Source organism: Joostella sp., from assembly GCF_048266025.1.
Taxonomy (GTDB): Bacteria; Bacteroidota; Bacteroidia; order Flavobacteriales; family Flavobacteriaceae; genus Galbibacter; species Galbibacter atrarenae.
Window position 1 is genome coordinate 132,743 of record NZ_JBLXAF010000002.1, and the last position, 17,858, is coordinate 150,600.

General features: G+C 32.9%; 16 protein-coding genes. 5 read left to right on the top strand and 11 right to left on the bottom strand.

Annotated elements, in window-relative coordinates:
* Positions 1-29 precede the first annotated feature (29 nt).
* Positions 30-1,490, top strand: coding sequence for a TonB-dependent receptor (locus tag ACN0TY_RS06360; protein WP_417443812.1), 1,461 nt, complete (start codon positions 30-32; stop codon positions 1,488-1,490).
* A 65-nt stretch (positions 1,491-1,555) separates the two neighbouring features.
* On the opposite strand, the gene bcp is transcribed toward ACN0TY_RS06360, so the two are convergent.
* Positions 1,556-2,011 (bottom strand): thioredoxin-dependent thiol peroxidase, encoded by a 456-nt coding sequence (bcp, locus tag ACN0TY_RS06365; protein ID WP_236958313.1) that lies wholly within the window; start codon positions 2,009-2,011, stop codon positions 1,556-1,558.
* A 56-nt stretch (positions 2,012-2,067) separates the two neighbouring features.
* Between bcp and ACN0TY_RS06370 the strand changes: the two genes are divergently transcribed.
* Positions 2,068-2,721: an endonuclease III domain-containing protein gene (locus ACN0TY_RS06370; protein ID WP_417443813.1), complete on the top strand. Its 654-nt coding sequence runs from the start codon at positions 2,068-2,070 to the stop codon at positions 2,719-2,721.
* Between the two features lie 61 nt (positions 2,722-2,782).
* On the opposite strand, the gene ACN0TY_RS06375 is transcribed toward ACN0TY_RS06370, so the two are convergent.
* Both ACN0TY_RS06375 and ACN0TY_RS06380 read right to left on the bottom strand, forming a co-directional pair.
* Positions 2,783-2,926, bottom strand: coding sequence for a hypothetical protein (locus ACN0TY_RS06375; RefSeq protein WP_236958311.1), 144 nt, complete (start codon positions 2,924-2,926; stop codon positions 2,783-2,785).
* Between the two features lie 55 nt (positions 2,927-2,981).
* The gene (locus ACN0TY_RS06380) at positions 2,982-3,563 is read right to left on the bottom strand and encodes an RNA polymerase sigma factor (protein ID WP_236958310.1); all 582 of its coding nucleotides are present in this window, start codon (positions 3,561-3,563) and stop codon (positions 2,982-2,984) included.
* Positions 3,564-3,975: 412 nt separating this feature from the next.
* Between ACN0TY_RS06380 and uvrA the strand changes: the two genes are divergently transcribed.
* The 3 genes from uvrA (at position 3,976) to ACN0TY_RS06395 (ending at position 7,998) form a co-directional block, all read left to right on the top strand.
* Positions 3,976-6,753 (top strand): excinuclease ABC subunit UvrA, encoded by a 2,778-nt coding sequence (gene uvrA, locus ACN0TY_RS06385; protein ID WP_417443814.1) that lies wholly within the window; start codon positions 3,976-3,978, stop codon positions 6,751-6,753.
* Positions 6,754-6,816: 63 nt separating this feature from the next.
* Positions 6,817-7,278: a hypothetical protein gene (locus tag ACN0TY_RS06390; protein WP_417443815.1), complete on the top strand. Its 462-nt coding sequence runs from the start codon at positions 6,817-6,819 to the stop codon at positions 7,276-7,278.
* Positions 7,279-7,350: 72 nt separating this feature from the next.
* Positions 7,351-7,998: a peroxiredoxin-like family protein gene (locus ACN0TY_RS06395; RefSeq protein WP_417443816.1), complete on the top strand. Its 648-nt coding sequence runs from the start codon at positions 7,351-7,353 to the stop codon at positions 7,996-7,998.
* Positions 7,999-8,189: 191 nt separating this feature from the next.
* On the opposite strand, the gene ACN0TY_RS06400 is transcribed toward ACN0TY_RS06395, so the two are convergent.
* The 8 genes from ACN0TY_RS06400 to ettA form a co-directional block, all read right to left on the bottom strand.
* Positions 8,190-9,146, bottom strand: a complete 957-nt coding sequence (locus tag ACN0TY_RS06400) for a YeiH family protein (RefSeq protein WP_417443817.1) — start codon at positions 9,144-9,146, stop codon at positions 8,190-8,192.
* Positions 9,147-9,217: 71 nt separating this feature from the next.
* Positions 9,218-10,117: a LysR family transcriptional regulator gene (locus ACN0TY_RS06405; RefSeq protein WP_262911744.1), complete on the bottom strand. Its 900-nt coding sequence runs from the start codon at positions 10,115-10,117 to the stop codon at positions 9,218-9,220.
* Positions 10,118-10,183: 66 nt separating this feature from the next.
* Positions 10,184-10,492 carry a hypothetical protein gene (locus ACN0TY_RS06410; RefSeq protein WP_417443818.1) on the bottom strand — a complete coding sequence of 103 codons (309 nt, stop codon included), beginning with the start codon at positions 10,490-10,492 and terminating at the stop codon, positions 10,184-10,186.
* A 72-nt stretch (positions 10,493-10,564) separates the two neighbouring features.
* The gene (locus ACN0TY_RS06415; protein ID WP_417443819.1) at positions 10,565-11,512 is read right to left on the bottom strand and encodes an EamA family transporter; all 948 of its coding nucleotides are present in this window, start codon (positions 11,510-11,512) and stop codon (positions 10,565-10,567) included.
* Between the two features lie 8 nt (positions 11,513-11,520).
* Entirely contained in the window at positions 11,521-12,882 is a 1,362-nt protein-coding gene (locus ACN0TY_RS06420; RefSeq protein WP_417443820.1) for a DEAD/DEAH box helicase, read from the bottom strand.
* A 120-nt stretch (positions 12,883-13,002) separates the two neighbouring features.
* Complete coding sequence (locus tag ACN0TY_RS06425; protein WP_417443821.1) at positions 13,003-14,313, bottom strand: DEAD/DEAH box helicase; 1,311 nt, start codon at positions 14,311-14,313, stop codon at positions 13,003-13,005.
* A gap of 94 nt (positions 14,314-14,407) precedes the next feature.
* A complete protein-coding gene (locus tag ACN0TY_RS06430) occupies positions 14,408-15,748 on the bottom strand; it encodes a DEAD/DEAH box helicase (protein WP_417443822.1) in 1,341 nt (446 codons plus the stop codon).
* A 341-nt stretch (positions 15,749-16,089) separates the two neighbouring features.
* Positions 16,090-17,784 (bottom strand): energy-dependent translational throttle protein EttA, encoded by a 1,695-nt coding sequence (gene ettA, locus ACN0TY_RS06435; RefSeq protein ID WP_417443823.1) that lies wholly within the window; start codon positions 17,782-17,784, stop codon positions 16,090-16,092.
* Between the last annotated feature and the right edge of the window lie 74 nt (positions 17,785-17,858).

The window sequence follows — 17,858 nt, forward strand, 5'->3', positions numbered from 1 at the left end:
TTAACTTTGCGGTAAATAATAAAATTGTAATGACATTAGTTTTAAAAGGTGATAAAGGCTTTGAGAATGTTCCTTCGCTAAAATCCAAGGCGTTACGAATAAATCTGAATGAGGATATATACGGAACATTTGCTGAAATTGGTGCTGGACAAGAAACGGTAAGGCATTTTTTTAGAGCCGGTGGAGCTTCTGGAACAATTGCAAAGGCTATGAGTGCCTATGATAAGAGTTTCAGTGATGCCATTTACGGTGTTGAAGACGACGGAAGGTATGTTACCGAAGCGCGTTTAAAGAAAATGTTATCTCATGAAATGCGACTCATGGAAGAGCGTATTCCTAGAAGCGAGAACCCAAATAAGATATTTTTCTCTTATGCCAATACAGTAGCTACTATAGATTTTGCTAAGAAATTTAAAGGACATGGTTGGCTAGGAATTCGTTTTCAATTGGATGGGAATGAAGATTATAATGAAATAAACCTTCACATTCGTTTCAAGCAAACAGAAGCGCGTTTACAACAAGAAACATTAGGGATTGTTGGTGTAAACCTTATTTATGGGGCTTTCTACAAACACCATAAGCCTAAAAAACTATTAAAATATCTTTATGATCATATCGATAACGATACCATAGAAATTGATACTATTAATTTTACTGGTCCTCGTTTCGAAAATGTGGATAACCGTTTGATGAGCTTACAGCTTGTTAAAAATAACATGACCGACGCCATTATGTTTGGTCCTGACGGAAATAATATCCTTCCTGCTTCTATTTTATATAAGAAAAATATCTTGGCACTTCGTGGTAGCTTCAGACCTGTTACCATGGTAAATATGGATATGTATAAAAAATCTTATGATATATTTATTAGAGAGAATAAGGTAGATATAGATAATACCGTTGTTGTTTTTGAAATTACATTATCAAATTTACGTGCCGAAGGGGAGATTGATGAAGAAGACTTTATGGATAGAGCTCGCCTTTTATGTTCTCTTGGGCAGACTGTAATGATTTCAAACTTCCAGGAATACTATAAATTAGTAGAATATTTCTCTGAATATACTAAAGAGCGTATGGCCCTTACAATGGGTGTTAACAATCTTGTAGATATATTTGATGAGAAATATTACCGCCATTTAAGTGGAGGTATTCTTGAAGCTTTTGGAAAGTTATTCTACAAAGATTTGAAAGTTTATCTATATCCAATGATAGATCATGAAACTGGATTAACCACAACTAGTAATAATCTAAAAGTACATCCTCGTATGAAGGAGCTTTATAAGTTCTTTAAATACAATGGAAAAGTGATTGACATATTTGATTATGATGATTCTATCCTAGATATTTTCTCTAGAGAAGTTCTTAAAAAGATTGCAGAAGGTGATGAAGGATGGGAAGAAATGCTTCCTAAAGGAATTGCAGAACTGATTAAAGAAAAAGGACTGTTTGATTATAACTCTCAGAAAGCGATAGGAGAAAAACAATCGTAAGAATTACATTCTGAAGAAAAAATATAAAAAAAGAGGCTATTTAATAACAGCCTCTTTTTTTATGCTTAAGATTCAAGCAGTTGGGCAGCATGATCTTTAGTTTTTACCTTATCGATAACTCGGGTAACAATTCCGTCGCCATCAACAATAAAAGTTTTACGGTGAATCCCATCATATTCTTTACCCATAAATTTCTTTAATCCCCAAACGCCAAAAGCATTAATTACTTCTTTGTTTTCATCTGCCAAAAGAGGAAAAGGAAATTCATTTTTATTTTTAAAATTAGTTTGTCTTTTTTGAGAATCAGCACTTACACCCAGCAAACTATACCCCTGCTCCTGTAAAACCTCATAATTATCTCTTAAATTACACGCTTCCGCTGTGCAACCGGGTGTGCTCGCTTTAGGATAAAAGAAAACAATTAATTTCTTCCCTTTATAATCAGCTAAAGAAACATTATTTCCGTCTTGATCTGGAACCGTAAAATCTGGTACTTTATCTCCTACTTTTAGTGTATTCATAAACATTTTTTTTATTTGAACTTTGTTCGACTATTTTTGTTTAAAATTACATAAAAATGACCAAAGCAGAAAAAGTTGATTTTGTTGTAGATACTTTGGAAGAGATTTATCCAACCGTTCCAATTCCGTTAGATCACATAGATCCATATACATTATTAATTGCGGTATTATTATCTGCTCAAAGCACAGATGCAAGAGTAAACCAAATTACTCCATTACTATTTGATAGAGCTATAAACCCGTATCAAATGGTAAAACTAACTGTAGAGGAAATTCGAGATATTATAAGACCTGTAGGACTGTCACCAATGAAGTCAAAAGGAATTCATGGATTGTCAGAAATATTAATAAACAAATATAATGGAGAAGTTCCTGCAGATTTTGAAGCATTAGAGTCACTGCCAGCCGTAGGGCATAAAACTGCAAGTGTTGTAATGTCTCAAGCTTTTGGTATTCCAGCTTTCCCCGTAGATACTCATATTCATAGACTCATGTATAGATGGGGTTTATCTAATGGGAAGAATGTTGTTCAGACTGAAAAAGATGCGAAACGACTTTTTAAAAAGGAATTATGGAATAAATTACATTTACAGATAATCTATTATGCCCGAGAATATTCTCCTGCTCGCGGATGGAATTTAGATAAGGATATTATCACAAAAACTATTGGAAGAAAGTCTGTGATTAAGGACTACAACGCTAAGAAATAACTTCTATTGAACAGAAACAAAAAAGACCCGTTGAATATCAACAGGTCTTTTCAGAAAGAGTTTAATTTAAAATAGATTCAAAAGTTAACTCTTTGTACTTCATAACACTTAAAGCCTTAGAATAACTAAGCAAATATTCAATAGTTGATTCTTTGGGTTTTAATGGATCTGATTTTGATTTTTGAAAAGTGTAAATTTTTGCCATGCCCCAATTTTTAATATTAATATAAAAATAACGGAGCTATTGTATTTATATTGTGCTAATTAGTTAAAACAATATTATTCTTTTCTACCATTTTCCGCAAATTAATAATTGCATATCGCATTCTACCCAAAGCTGTATTAATACTTACATTAGTTTGTTCAGAAATTTCTTTAAAACTCATGTCTTTATACAATCTCATCAATAAAACTTCCTTTTGATCATCAGGAAGCCCTTCAATAAGCTTTTTTACATCGTTTTCTACTTGATCTTTTATAATCTGTCGTTCTGCATTTAAAGCAGGATCCCCTAAAACAGAAAAGATATTAAAGTCTTCACTCCCTTCAAATTTAGGCATTCTAGAATTTCTTCTGAAATGGTCTATTACTAGGTTATGAGAGATTCTCATTACCCATGGAAGAAACTTCCCCTCTTCATTATAATTCCCTTTCTTAAGCGTTTTTATCACTTTAATAAAAGTATCTTGAAAGATATCTTCAGCAACATCTTTATCATAAACTTTAGAAATGATAAAACTAAAAATACGTTGTGAATGTCTATTGATTAATATTTCGAGAGATTTTTCATCGCCTTTTATATACTGTGCCACTAAGGCAGAGTCTTGAAGAGTTTGCTCCATACAATTACTTTTTAAATGCTAGCTATACCTATTAAATAGGCAGCTGTTAGTTAATACATTAGTTTAAAAGTAATTTTATGAAATAGGCGTTCTCTTTTATTGATTCGGATTCAAATATAGGATAATTCTTTGTTAAAAAACAAATTTTAAAAACAATTCTCAACAATTTATCTATAATAGATTAGAATTATGCAATAAAAAGGAGCTAAATCAAACAATAACACAGTGATTAATATGCTGAAAATCAAATCTTGAGAATATAAACGTATAGAAAAAAAGACTTTATCGAACGAATATCATCTCTCTATAAATCAATTACATATATGAATTTTAAAAATAAGACGAATTCTTATCGATAGCCACCTCTAAAAGCTAGGTAGAGATTCTTATCTTTGTGTTTTGTTTTATTGCTATGACAGATATTACGACAGTTAATCCGAAAGAAAATATAATTATAAAAGGAGCTAAACTCCACAACCTTAAAAACATAGACGTTGTTATCCCACGAAATAAATTAGTGGTTTTAACAGGTTTATCTGGAAGTGGAAAATCCTCATTGGCCTTCGACACACTTTATGCTGAAGGACAACGCCGCTATGTAGAAAGCTTATCTTCCTATGCCAGACAATTTTTAGGAAGATTAAACAAACCAAAAGTAGACTATATTAAAGGGATTGCTCCTGCAATAGCCATCGAGCAAAAGGTAAACTCTACAAATCCTAGATCTACAGTAGGTACAACTACAGAGATTTACGATTATTTAAAGTTACTATATGCGAGAATCGGAAAGACCTACTCCCCTGTTTCTGGTAATGAAGTAAAAAAGAATACCGTTACAGATGTTATCAATTTTGTAAAAACACATGAAGAGCGCAGTAAACTTTTATTATTAGCTCCAGTTCATATCTCTGAAGACAGAAGCGTTATGAAAACGCTGAAAATATTGGCTCAACAAGGATTTGCACGTATAAAATATAAAGATGAAGTTCTAAGAATTGAAGAGATTGAAGAGGATATAGAAAATGACTTTTTCTTAGTTGTAGACCGTATAATTGTTACCGATAATGAAGACTTTTATAACCGATTGGCAGATGCTATAGACTCGGCTTTCTTTGAAGGTAAAGGAGAATGTATCATTGAAGATTTAAGTACCAATAAACAGACACATTTTAGCAATAAATTTGAATTGGACGGGATGTCTTTTTTAGAGCCTAATGTACATCTCTTCAGCTTTAATAATCCATACGGAGCTTGTCCTCGCTGTGAAGGTTATGGAGATGTTATTGGCTTAGACGAAGACTTGATTGTTCCTAATACTGGTTTATCGATATACGACAATGCGATATTTGCTTGGCGGGGTGATAGTATGAGTTGGTACCGAGATCAATTGGTTAATAATGCATATAAATTTGACTTCCCCATTCATAAACCTTGGTTTGAATTAACAGAGGAACAAAAGGAACTTGTTTGGAAAGGAAATAAATACTTTACTGGATTAACTGCTTTCTTCGGAGAATTGGAAGAAAAGAGCTATAAAATCCAAAATCGTGTAATGCTTTCTCGCTACCGCGGAAAAACAAAATGTGACCTCTGTAAAGGTAAAAGATTACGAAAAGAAGCTAACTACGTAAAAGTTGATGATAAAACGATCACAGAGTTGGTGGAAATGCCATTACATAAATTACAAGTTCATTTTAATGAATTAAAACTTAATGAAAGTGATCAAGAGATCTCTAACCGATTATTAAAAGAAATTAATAGTAGATTAGAGTTTTTAAGTAACGTTGGCTTGGATTATCTTACGCTAAATAGAAAATCAAATTCACTTTCTGGTGGAGAATCTCAACGAATAAACCTTGCAACTTCTCTTGGGAGTAGCTTAGTTGGGTCTATGTATATTTTGGACGAACCTAGCATTGGTTTACACCCAAAAGATACGGAGAAGCTTATAGAAGTATTAAAATCACTTAGAAACCTCGGAAATACTGTCATTGTAGTAGAGCATGATGAGGATATAATGAAGGCTGCCGATGAAATTATAGATATTGGTCCTGAAGCTGGTACTTTGGGAGGAACTGTTACTGCAACAGGTACTTTTAAAGAAATTTTAAAGGCTGATACGCTTACAGCAAATTACTTAAATGGTGAGCTAGAAATTGCTGTTCCTAAAAAACGAAGAACTAGTAAAAATTATATTGAAGTAAAGGGAGCACGAGAAAACAATTTAAAAAATGTTGATGCTACTTTCCCTTTGAATTCACTCACCGTGATTACTGGTGTTTCTGGAAGCGGAAAAAGTACACTTGTAAAGCGAATATTATATCCTGCGATATTAAAAGAAACCGGTGGATATGGAGAAAAGGTAGGACAATTCTCTGGAATTGAAGGTAAATACAGCTCTTTAACTTCGGTAGAATATGTAGATCAGAATCCTATTGGCCGTTCTTCTAGGTCGAATCCTGTAACGTATATCAAAGCTTACGACGATATAAGATCTTTGTTTTCTAAACAAAAAATATCTAAACTTCGAGGGTATCAACCTAAACATTTTTCTTTTAATGTAGACGCTGGTCGTTGTGAAACATGTAAAGGAGAAGGGGAAGTAACTATCGAAATGCAGTTTATGGCAGATGTGCATTTAGAATGTGAAACATGTAACGGGAAACGCTTTAAAAAGGAAGTTCTGGAAGTTAAATTCAACGATAAGAATATCGATGATATTTTAACAATGACTATTGATGATGCTGTAGCTTTTTTTAGAGAGCATAATGAAACTAAAATCGCTAATAAGCTACAACCATTACAAGATGTAGGACTGGGGTATGTTAATTTAGGTCAATCTTCTTCAACCTTATCTGGTGGAGAGGCGCAACGTATAAAGCTAGCTTCTTTCCTTGTAAAAGGGCAAACAAAAAATAAAACACTCTTTATATTTGATGAACCTACAACAGGACTTCATTTTCACGATATCAAAAAGCTTCTAAAATCTTTTGATGCTTTATTAGAAATAGGACATTCTATTATTGTTGTCGAGCATAATTTAGATCTCATTAAATGTGCTGATCATATTATAGATTTAGGTCCTTATGGAGGTGAAAAAGGCGGAAATATTGTAGCTACAGGAACTCCAGAACAAGTAAGTAAAGTAAAAGAGAGCTTCACAGGCAACTACTTAAAAGAAAAATTATAAGTTTCTAAGCAACCTTTTCAAAGATTTTGAATCTTATAAATAAGTAGCAATAAAACCCTGTTTATGAAGCACTTTATTATTTTAATAGGACTGTTTTTTGTTTTCGCTTGTAGTAGCGATAATGACAATCTTGAAGCTAGTGATAGCAATCCTACTCTTTTAACTATTGTAGATAATTGGTATTTGGTTGAAATGCGCGGAAGCGCTCCAAACACAACTACTACTGGCCAAGATATGGAGTGGCAAGAAACTTATACTTTTAATCAGGACAGTACATTTACAAAGACTAGATATCTTAAAACTAGTAAATCAACGTTAGAAGGTTCAGGAACCTATTTGTATGTTGAAAATAACAACGAAGCTTACCTTCAACTTAATTACAATGACAATAATAAGATTATAGGTTCGTGCACTTCTGATAATAGTGAAACACTCTTTTTTAACGAATCTTCTCAGCTAATAAGTGGTTGGAACGCTTGTGATGGACCAGGATTGGTTTACGAAAAAGCTACTTATTTAGATTGATAATCTCTTTAATTTACTCCTTGTAAGATATTCATATTGGTTACGACTTAATGAGCATAAAAAGTATTTATTATGTCATTGACTACAGATTTAAAAACATTAAACGATAAAAATAGAGAGCAAATTCCAAATGAAGTTCTTGAAGTAATGGACAAAGCTACTTCGGACTTAAAGAAGGATCATTTTGCTGATAAAACTCTAAAAGTTGGAGATTCATTTCCAGATGCTACTCTTTTAAATATTAAAGGAAAGGAAGTAAACCTGAAAGATTTTAATAATGGTAAGAAACTCATCGTATCTTTTTATAGAGGCGGATGGTGTCCTTATTGTAACCTTGAATTAAAGGCATTACAAAATTCAATTACTGAATTTAAAGCAAATGGTGCTGAATTGATAGCTATTACACCTGAAACACCTGATAATTCATTATCTACTTCAGAAAAGAACAATTTGTCTTTTGAAGTATTAAGCGATATTGACAATGCATTTGCTAAAAAAATAGGTTTAGTTTTTCAACTTCCAGAGTCAATAAAAGCAATTTATTCGCAATTTGGACTTGATATTAAAAAGCATAATAATAACGATGATTATGAATTACCAGTGCCTGCAACATTTGTAATTAATGAAGAAGGTAAAGTTATTTACAGATTTGTAAATGAAGATTATACAAAAAGAGCAGATACAGAAGAAATTCTTAATGCGCTAAAAGCAAATAAATAGTTAAAATACTCAATCAGTGGGTTTTGGCACGCTGTTTGAATACTATAATATAGTTTAATACCACTGAAAATGTGGACATTAAATTTCATAGTTGAATTTTTTTTTGGTTGGTTAGTTGAGAAAACTCCACATCGTTTGTTTATTCAAACAGTGGGGTTTTCTTTTTTTTACGATAATCCTAACAACTCTATTTAAGCAGAATGCAATATTATAAATAACGAAAATACAGATACAAACGCCCAGATACTAATAGCTAACAGTAATGGCTTTGCTCCCACTTGCTTCAATGAACTGAAATTTAAAGTAGTTCCTATTAAAAACAGCACTAATGTTAGCAGCAATTTAGAAATGATTACCATATACGGAGCTATAATTTCTGAAGCAGGAATATAGGTATTTACAATAATAGCAAGTATAAAGAGTCCTATAAAATAAGGGATCTTTACTTTTCCTGCTCCTCGTTTTCCTATTGCTGCAAATACTACAGAGAGAGGAAGAATCCACAATGCTCTAGCTAATTTTACTGTTGTTGCCACTTTTAAAGCTTCGTCTCCATAGATGTCTGCTGCACCTACAACAGAACTAGTATCATGAATTGCAACAGCACTCCACATCCCAAATTGATGCTGTGTAAGATTAAAATAATGCCCTATACTTGGAAAAATAAATAAGGCGATAGAATTTAACAAGAAAACAATTCCAATAGCTATCGAAATTTGCTTTGAATTGGCTTTTATAATCGGTGAAACTGCTGCAATAGCACTTCCTCCACAAATAGCAGTACCAGAACTAATGAGCTTTCCTATTTTTTTATCAATTCCAAGAAATTTTGTTAGTAACAATCCTAAGGTCAGTGTAAGACCTATAGAAGCTACTGTTAATAAAAATCCTTCTTTCCCTGCGGATAGTGCGCTATTCACATTCATTCCGAATCCTAAACCTACAACAGAAGCTTTCAACATCCATTGCGTTCCTTTGCTACTTACCTCTTCAAACGGATTTTTAATTAATTGTGCTAAAACTATCCCCAAAGCTAAAGCTATTGTTGGACTTACAATAGGTGATAAACATAACAAAGCTAAGGCTATGAATATAAACTTATTAATAACTGGGTGTTCTTCAATAAATAATAATACTCTTTCTATCATCAGTTTTCATTTTTAACTGATGTAAAAGTACTGTCATTAGTAAGCGAAGTCAAATGATAAATATGTATCTACTATAACAAAATGTTATAATGGTTTTCAAGATAGTTAATGAAGAGTTGTGATAATGAAGATTGATTCCCTTGTTTTACGATGTAACTAAAGTTTCGTTTAATATAAAAATCACGGATATCAATAATTCTTAAACTCCCATTACTTAATTCATCCAAAATAGTATTCACACTCATAAATGCAACACTTCTTTTGTCTTTAATGTATGACTTGATGCTTTCTGGACTCCCCAATTGCATTTCTATAGTTAGATCTTTTTCAAAAACTCCTTTTTCCTCTAGTGCTTTCAATATAAATTCCAAAGTACCAGAACCACGCTCTCGTATAATTAAAGGTTGTGTTTTTACTTCATTTAATGTTATTTCTGACTTATTATACAACGAATGTCCTTTAGCGACTACAAAAACGATTTCATCCTTTAAAAATGAATGATATGACAGTTGCCTGTTTTTAGAATGACCTTCAATACAACCAATCTCCACTGTTTGATCTAATACTTTCTGCTCAATAGCTTCTGTATTACCATTTATAAGCGTGACTTTTGTCTTAGGGTACATCTTATGAAAACCCGCTAATACCTCTGGTAATACATATTGTGCAATTGTAGTACTTGCCCCAATCTGTAAACGCCCTTCTGTATTGTCATTCAAAGCATTCATGTCAAATTCAAGAGCTCTGTGCAACTTTAAAAGCTCCTTAACATGAACCAATAACAGATTGCCCGCCTTTGTCAGTTCAATACTATTCCCTTTACGCTCAAATAGCTTTTGCTTAAAGTGACTTTCTAATTGTTTTATATGTCTTGTAACTGCTGGTTGCGTTATATGAAGCTCTTCTGCGGCTTTTGAGAAACTCAAGCGCATAGCAACCGTATTGAAAATGTGAAGTTTATAAGCTAACATTATAAACAAAAGTAATAGTATCTACTGAATATAATGCTAGCTTTATAGTTTTTTTAATGAAGAATATTAAGATTTTCTTCTCTCAGCTTTACGTTTTTCAATAAAAGCATTTAATTCTTCTAATTTGATATCTCCGCTTTCATCTGTATCGATAGCATCAAAATTTTCAAGCAATCGCTCTCCCATTTTATTTTCTGAAAGCTCTTCTTTAGTTACCAATTCATTTTCATCGGCATCTAATTTCTCAAACATCTCTTCCGGTGAAAGACGTTCTCTTCTTTCTCCACCTCCACGCTGTCTATCTTGCGCAAAAGAATTTACAGAAATCATCGTAATAGCTATAAAAGCAACAGTTCTGATATTTTTTTTAGTCATGGCTATAATTATTTTAATAGCATTTAGACCACGTAGAATAAAAAAGGTTTAATTCAGTTAAGAAATAAAGAATTATAACTTATCATGATATTTCTTATCTATCTTATTGGTAAATCTAGAAAATATCATGATTGTTTTTTTCGTGTTTATAAAATAAACTCCTGTTAATAATATCATCGCTGCAATAATAGATTGCATTGACACATATTCATCCAATAAAAACCAACCTAAAAACAAAGCAATAATAGGATTTACATAAGTGGAAGTAGCAACTTTCTCTGGAGAAACTACTCGGAGTAAATAATTAAAAGAAGTGAATGCTACTATACTTCCGAAGAGAATTAAAGCTAACATAGCAATTTGAACTTGCCCACTCCATTGCATAGGAACCACCCACTCCTCTCCAGCAAATAAACTAAATATCAGCAGAAAAACACCGCCCATTAGCATTTGATATGCCGAATTAACAAAGAAATTCTTAGGGAGTTCGGCTTTAGAAACAAAGATACTTGCATAAGCCCAACTTGTCATACATAAAAAGATAACTCCAATTCCTAAAGCACTATTTCCTTGATCCATTAATGATTGCTGACTTACTAAAAGGTAAATACCTACAATACCAAGAAAAACACCTATAAAAGACATTAACTTAATTTTCTTACCTTCTAATATTCGTAATAACAGTAAAACCACCAATGGTTGCGCCGAGATTTCTAGAGCTGCAAACCCACTATCTACATACTTTAATGCCCATACAACAAATCCGTTTCCTAGGGTTAGGAACAAAAAACCAGCTATCGAAACATTTTTAAATTGCTCTTTTGAAATTTTAACATCCAAACCTGCAATTTTAGCAATTATAAATGCTAGGATACCTGCTGTTATAAACCTTGTAGCAGCAAGCATAAAAGGTGGCAGCTCTGATACAGCAATTTTATTAAGGAAATATGTAGATCCCCAAATAACGTAAATAGCAATAAAAGCAAGAACTATAAGTACTGCATTGGAAGATTTTTTCATATTCCTAACTACCTCTTTTTATTCTTATTACGCTTATTATAATTCTTATCACCACGGGTTTTAGGCTTCTTGTATTTAAGTTTTATAGTACGTTTATAAGATCCCCCTTGATTTGTTTTTTTATTCTTCTCTTTCTTTTCATGAAAACTAGGTCCAGGAACGTCATCTTCAGACTTCTTATGTGGATTATCTGGTTCTATTATTCTAGGTTGCTCTTCCGAAGTGAGTCGTGTAGAAATCTCCACTTCTTCAGGGATTGGTAAAAGTGGAATCTCCATCTTCATCAATTCTTCAATAGCAATCTTATTTTCTTGTTCCTTTTCAGTAAAAAATAAAACAGAACTCCCCTTTTCTTCTGCTCTACCAGTTCTACCAATACGGTGCATATAATTCTCTGGGAAGCCTGGTGTGTCAAAATTAAATACGTGAGAAATCTTATTAAGATCCAATCCACGCGCCATAACATCTGTAGTGACCAATATTCTATGTATCCCTTGTTCAAACTCTTCAATAGAACGCAATCTGTAGTTCTGTGTTTTATTTGAGTGGATTACACAAACGTCGTCTTTAAAGTTCTCTGTAAGGACACTAAACAATAAATCGGCGCTTTTTTTATTAGAAACAAACACCAAAACCTTCTTATAAACATTTTTGTCTTTTAGAATATGATGTAAGAGATTGATTTTTGTATAAAAATTCGGCACACTATACGATGTCTGCTCAATATTCTCTAAAGGCGTACCACTTACTGCAACAGAAACTTTCTCTGTACCTCTAAAGAAATCGTTTATAAGTGTTTCAATTTCATCTGTCATCGTTGCAGAAAACATAATATTCTGTCTTCGCTCTTGCAGCAATTCAAAAATATTATTCAACTGAAAACGAAAACCAAGATCTAACATCACATCAACTTCATCTATAACCAGTTTCCTAACTTCTTTTAACTGAACAGCTCTACTGATAACTAAATCGTACAATCTTCCAGGAGTCGCTACAATAATATCTGTTCCTTGCGCCAACGCTTGCTTCTGACGATTAATATTAGTACCTCCATAAACACCTTCCACACGGATATTCATGTATTTACTAAACTTCGCAATTTCATCTACCACTTGCACCACTAATTCTCTTGTAGGCACCATAATTAGTACCCGTGGGTTAACTTGCTTAGAAAATTTCAACCCTTGTAAAATAGGAAGCATATAAGCAAAAGTCTTTCCTGTTCCCGTTTGAGCGATACCAATCACATCTTTTCCAGACATTACAACCGGAAATGCCTTCTCTTGGATTGGCGTTGGATTTACAAAACCTAAATCTTCTATTGCAAAACGTAACTGATTAGATATATTAAATTCTTCGAAAGACTTCATGTTTACTTATATTTTACTACTATCCCTTTCTTTAGGACTAAATTACTACCGCGCTATTAACGACTTAAAACATTCTTATTTACCGATGTTATCACTACAAACACATCTGTAAATATATTATTAAATGATACTTATACGTACCTTTTTCTTTTTTAATCTACTGTTATTCAGTAAAGAAACTAACTTATTAGCTTCTGTAGCTGGAACAGCCACAAAAGTACAATCTTGTTTTAATTCAATAACCCCCAATTGATCTTTATTGAGTTTTCCTTGCTTAAAAAACAAACCAGCAATATCTCCTTTTGAAATTTTATCTTTACGTCCACCAGAAACAAACAACGTTTTCCAATGATTAGGCTTTAAAGCAGTCTTTTTAGAGATATTTACAACCTTAGCATCAGTTATAAAATCTGGTAAACTTTCCTTTTCCCACTTAAGCACATAAGCAGTTCCTTTAGAATTTACTCGTGCCGTTCTCCCATTTCTATGCGTAAACTCTGCCCCTTTATACGGCAATTGATAATGGATTATGTATTTCATCTCTGGAATATCGATTCCACGAGCAGCTAAATCTGTTGCCAATAATACGTTATACGTACCATTTCTGAACTTTATAAGAGATCGCTCACGGTCCTTCTGCTCCATTCCACCATGAAAAGCTCCATGAGAAATATTTTTTCTTGTTAGGAAATCACTAACGTCTTGAATACTATCTTTTAAATTACAAAAAATAATTCCTGGATCGTTTCCTATATATTCCAATAATTCAAAAAGCGTATTTAATTTATTTTCAGAAGGAGAAACCACCGTTTTTATACTCAGTTTATTTCCACCTTCATTTAAATAATTAATAACCACAGGATTTTCCAATCTAACAAATTTAGGAACTTTAACACTCTGTGTTGCAGAAGTTAAAATACGTCTATTTAAATTATTAAGTTCAATAATTATATCTTTCATCTCTTCTTCAAAACCTACTTCAAGAGACTTATCAAACTCATCTAAAACTAATGTCTTTATATTTTCAGTAGAAAACCTTTCTTGCAAAAAATGATCCGACATTCTACCTGGAGTTCCTATTAAAATAGCGGGAGTATGCTTTAATTCAATTTTATCTTTCGACATCGCTCTACCTCCATAAACAGCATTCACCTTGTAACCAGTTCCCATATTTCTAATAACCTGCTCGATTTGAATAGCAAGCTCTCTAGACGGAACCAAAATTAAAGCCTGAACATCTTCACAATTTGGATCTAGACGCTCTATTAAAGGAAGTAAAAAAGCTAGTGTTTTTCCTGTTCCCGTTGGAGAAAGGATTACAGTATTAGTTGTTTTTTCTATTACTGATAAAGATTCTTCTTGCATTTCATTTAGTTGAAAGATATTCAACTTCTCAAGAATCTCTTGTTGTTCTTTTATTGTATTTGCCATCTGCTACTTTTTACTCACTGAATGAGTCTATTGATGTTATAATAAGGATCAAAACGTTAATTATTAAAAACCCTTTAATCCTTTTAAAACACCTTTAATTATTTCTTTTTCGTTTCTTCACATTAACCTCTGCCACTGGAGTAGTCTGCTTATTTACATAATCTGCAAATAATTTTTCTATAAGCTCTTCTTTCGTTAAATGATGAAAAACAGTATGTATTTTTTCTTTAAATTCAGCAGAAACATTATGATTAGGCTTTGTTTTAAATATCTTTCTAGCCCATAACAAAGCATTATTTTCCTCTATACTTTTAGCATCTGCTTTTTGAAACTTCTTAAAAGTAATTCCTAATTCATCTTCAAACTCAGCAAGCTCTTTCACTTCTTCCTCTTGAAGAACGGTTAACGCCAACCCTTTGGCTCCTGCTCTAGCTGTACGACCACTTCTGTGCACGTAAGCCTCAAAAGTATCTGGAAGATGATAGTTAATTACGTAAGCTATATCTTTTACATCAATCCCTCTTGCCGCCAAATCTGTAGCAACCAGAATATTTATATGTCCTTCGCGGAATTGCCCCATAATTCTATCTCGAATTCCCTGCGTAAGACTTCCATGCAGAGCTCCGGAAGAAAACTTATTTATAGCCAGATTCTTAGCTAATTTATTAACCGCAGCTTTTGTCTTACAGAAAATTACACCTTGTTCTCCATTTTTACTATTTAAAAAATGCATCAGAACATCTAATTTCTCGATAGGCTCCACTACAACATAACTATGATCTATCCCTTGATGACCAGCAGTATTCATATCTACAGCTACCTGGATTACATGCTTGGACATATAGTTTTGAATCAGCTGCTTTATAGTTCCAGGAAGAGTAGCTGTAAATAACAGGGTTCTTCTATTCTTAGGAAGTTCAGCAACAATCTCATTCAACCCTTCTTTAAGAGAAGTCACCATTTCATCTGCTTCATCCAACACCAAGTAGTTAGCTTCCTTAATATTTATAGACTTTCTTTTTATTAAATCTATCAACCTACCTGGCGTTGCTACTACAATATGCGTATTCTCTTTAAGTCTCTCTATTTGTGGTTTAATCGGGATTCCTCCACAAATGGAGGCAATAGAAATAGCAGGTAGATTACTAGCGTAAGAAACCAAGTTATTATATATCTGCTGACCTAATTCTCGCGTTGGAGCAACAATAACAGCCTGTATATTCGTTTTTTCTACATCTATAAGTTGCAATATTGGCAAACCAAAGGCTGCAGTTTTCCCAGTACCCGTTTTTGCGAGTCCAACAAAATCATCCTTTTTATTAAGAATAATAGGAATCGCTTTTTCTTGAATTTCAGTGGGAGTGTTTATATCTAGATCGAATAAACTATGCTGAAGAGGTTCTATAACCCCTAGTTTTGAGAACTGTGTGGACATGATTATAATTTCGGCAAAGATATTGTATCTATATGAAAAGAAGCTATTTAATTATGTATATCTCAACTGAAGCTAATTAATTAAATTATCGCGTTTTACACTTGAAAGATAATCCATTAGATGTCACGCTCTTTATAAGTAAAACCATCTTTCTTACTTCAGTAAAAATAAAACAATAACTAACTAATATAATGCACCTTAAATAAACTTACTTAATCTAATAAATTAATAAATTTCATCATGTTATTTCAATGAAAAAGTCGTCTTAAAATTTAATTCAAGACGACTTTTTTACAGTTTCATGAAAATATCAAATATGTATTTCCATACTTATAATAGAACTAATCTCTTATTAGCTTCTTATATTTAATACGTTTTGGAGTTACATCTGCACCTAAACGCTTACGTTTGTTTTCTTCATAATCAGAAAAGCCTCCTTCAAAGAAATAAACTTCAGAGTTCCCTTCGAAAGCTAAAATATGTGTACATATACGATCCAAGAACCAACGGTCGTGAGAAATAACTACGGCACAACCTGCAAAGTTCTCTAAACCTTCTTCTAAAGCTCTTAATGTATTTACATCCAAATCATTCGTAGGCTCATCTAATAAAAGAACATTCCCTTCTTCCTTAAGCGTCATCGCTAAATGAAGTCTGTTACGTTCTCCACCAGATAAAGCAGACACCTTTTTGTTCTGCTCACTACCAGCAAAATTAAATCTACTTAAATAAGCTCTAGAATTTACTTGCTTCCCTCCCATCATTACTAATTCCTGACCATCGGAGAAGTTTTCATAAATAGATTTATCTGGATCTATATTAGAATGCGACTGATCTACATATGCAATTTTTGCAGTATCACCAACCTCAAAAGAACCATTATCTGGAGTTTGCTCTCCCATTATCATTTTAAAAATTGTTGTTTTACCAGCTCCATTCGGACCTATAATACCTACAATTCCTGCCTGCGGAAGTTTAAAATTTAAATCTTCATAAAGTAATTTATCTCCAAAAGCTTTAGATACACCTTTAGCATCTATAACATTTGTTCCTAAACGTGGTCCGTTAGGGATATAAATCTCTAACTTCTCGTCTAATTTCGCTTGATCTTCACTTAATAGTTTATCGTAATTACTTAAACGCGCTTTCTGCTTCGCCTGTCTTCCTTTAGGAGCCATACGAACCCACTCTAACTCTCGTTCTAATGTTTTCTGACGCTTAGAAGCATGTTTTTGCTCTTGTGCCAAACGTTTCGATTTCTGATCCAACCAAGAAGAGTAGTTTCCTTTCCAAGGAATCCCTTCTCCACGATCTAATTCTAAAATCCACCCAGCAACATTATCTAAGAAATAACGGTCGTGTGTAACAGCTATTACAGTACCCGCATATTGCTGTAAATGTTGCTCTAACCATAATACAGATTCTGCATCCAAGTGGTTAGTAGGCTCATCTAACAATAAAATATCTGGTTGTTTTAATAGCAATCTACACAATGCAACTCTACGACGCTCCCCTCCAGACAACACATTAATAGGCGTATCTGGCTCTGGAGTACGTAAAGCATCCATTGCAATTTCTAGTTTTGTATCTAACTCCCAAGCATTAGTAGCATCAATTTTATCTTGAAGCTCGGCTTGCTTATCCATCAGTTTCTGCATCTTATCTGCATCTTCATAAACCTCTGGCAACCCAAACATATCGTTTATCTTGTTGTACTCATCTAAAACAGCAACTGTTTCTGCTACTCCTTCTTTTACTATTTCAATAACAGTTTTAGACTCATCTAATTTCGGTTCTTGCTCTAAATACCCAACAGAATATCCTGAAGAGAAAGAAATATCACCCTGATAATTCTTTTCCTCACCAGCTATAATCTTTAGTAAAGTAGATTTACCAGATCCATTTAAACCTAAGATTCCAATTTTTGCACCATAGAAGAAACTTAAATAAATATCTTTAAGCACCTGCTTATTTGAGCTTTGGTACGTTTTTGATACTCCCGACATGGAAAATATCACTTTCTTATCATCAGACATATATTATTTTTTATTGAAATTTAATAATCGATTATTAATCCTAACTCCCACGTTTAATGGAACTAGCACTCTAA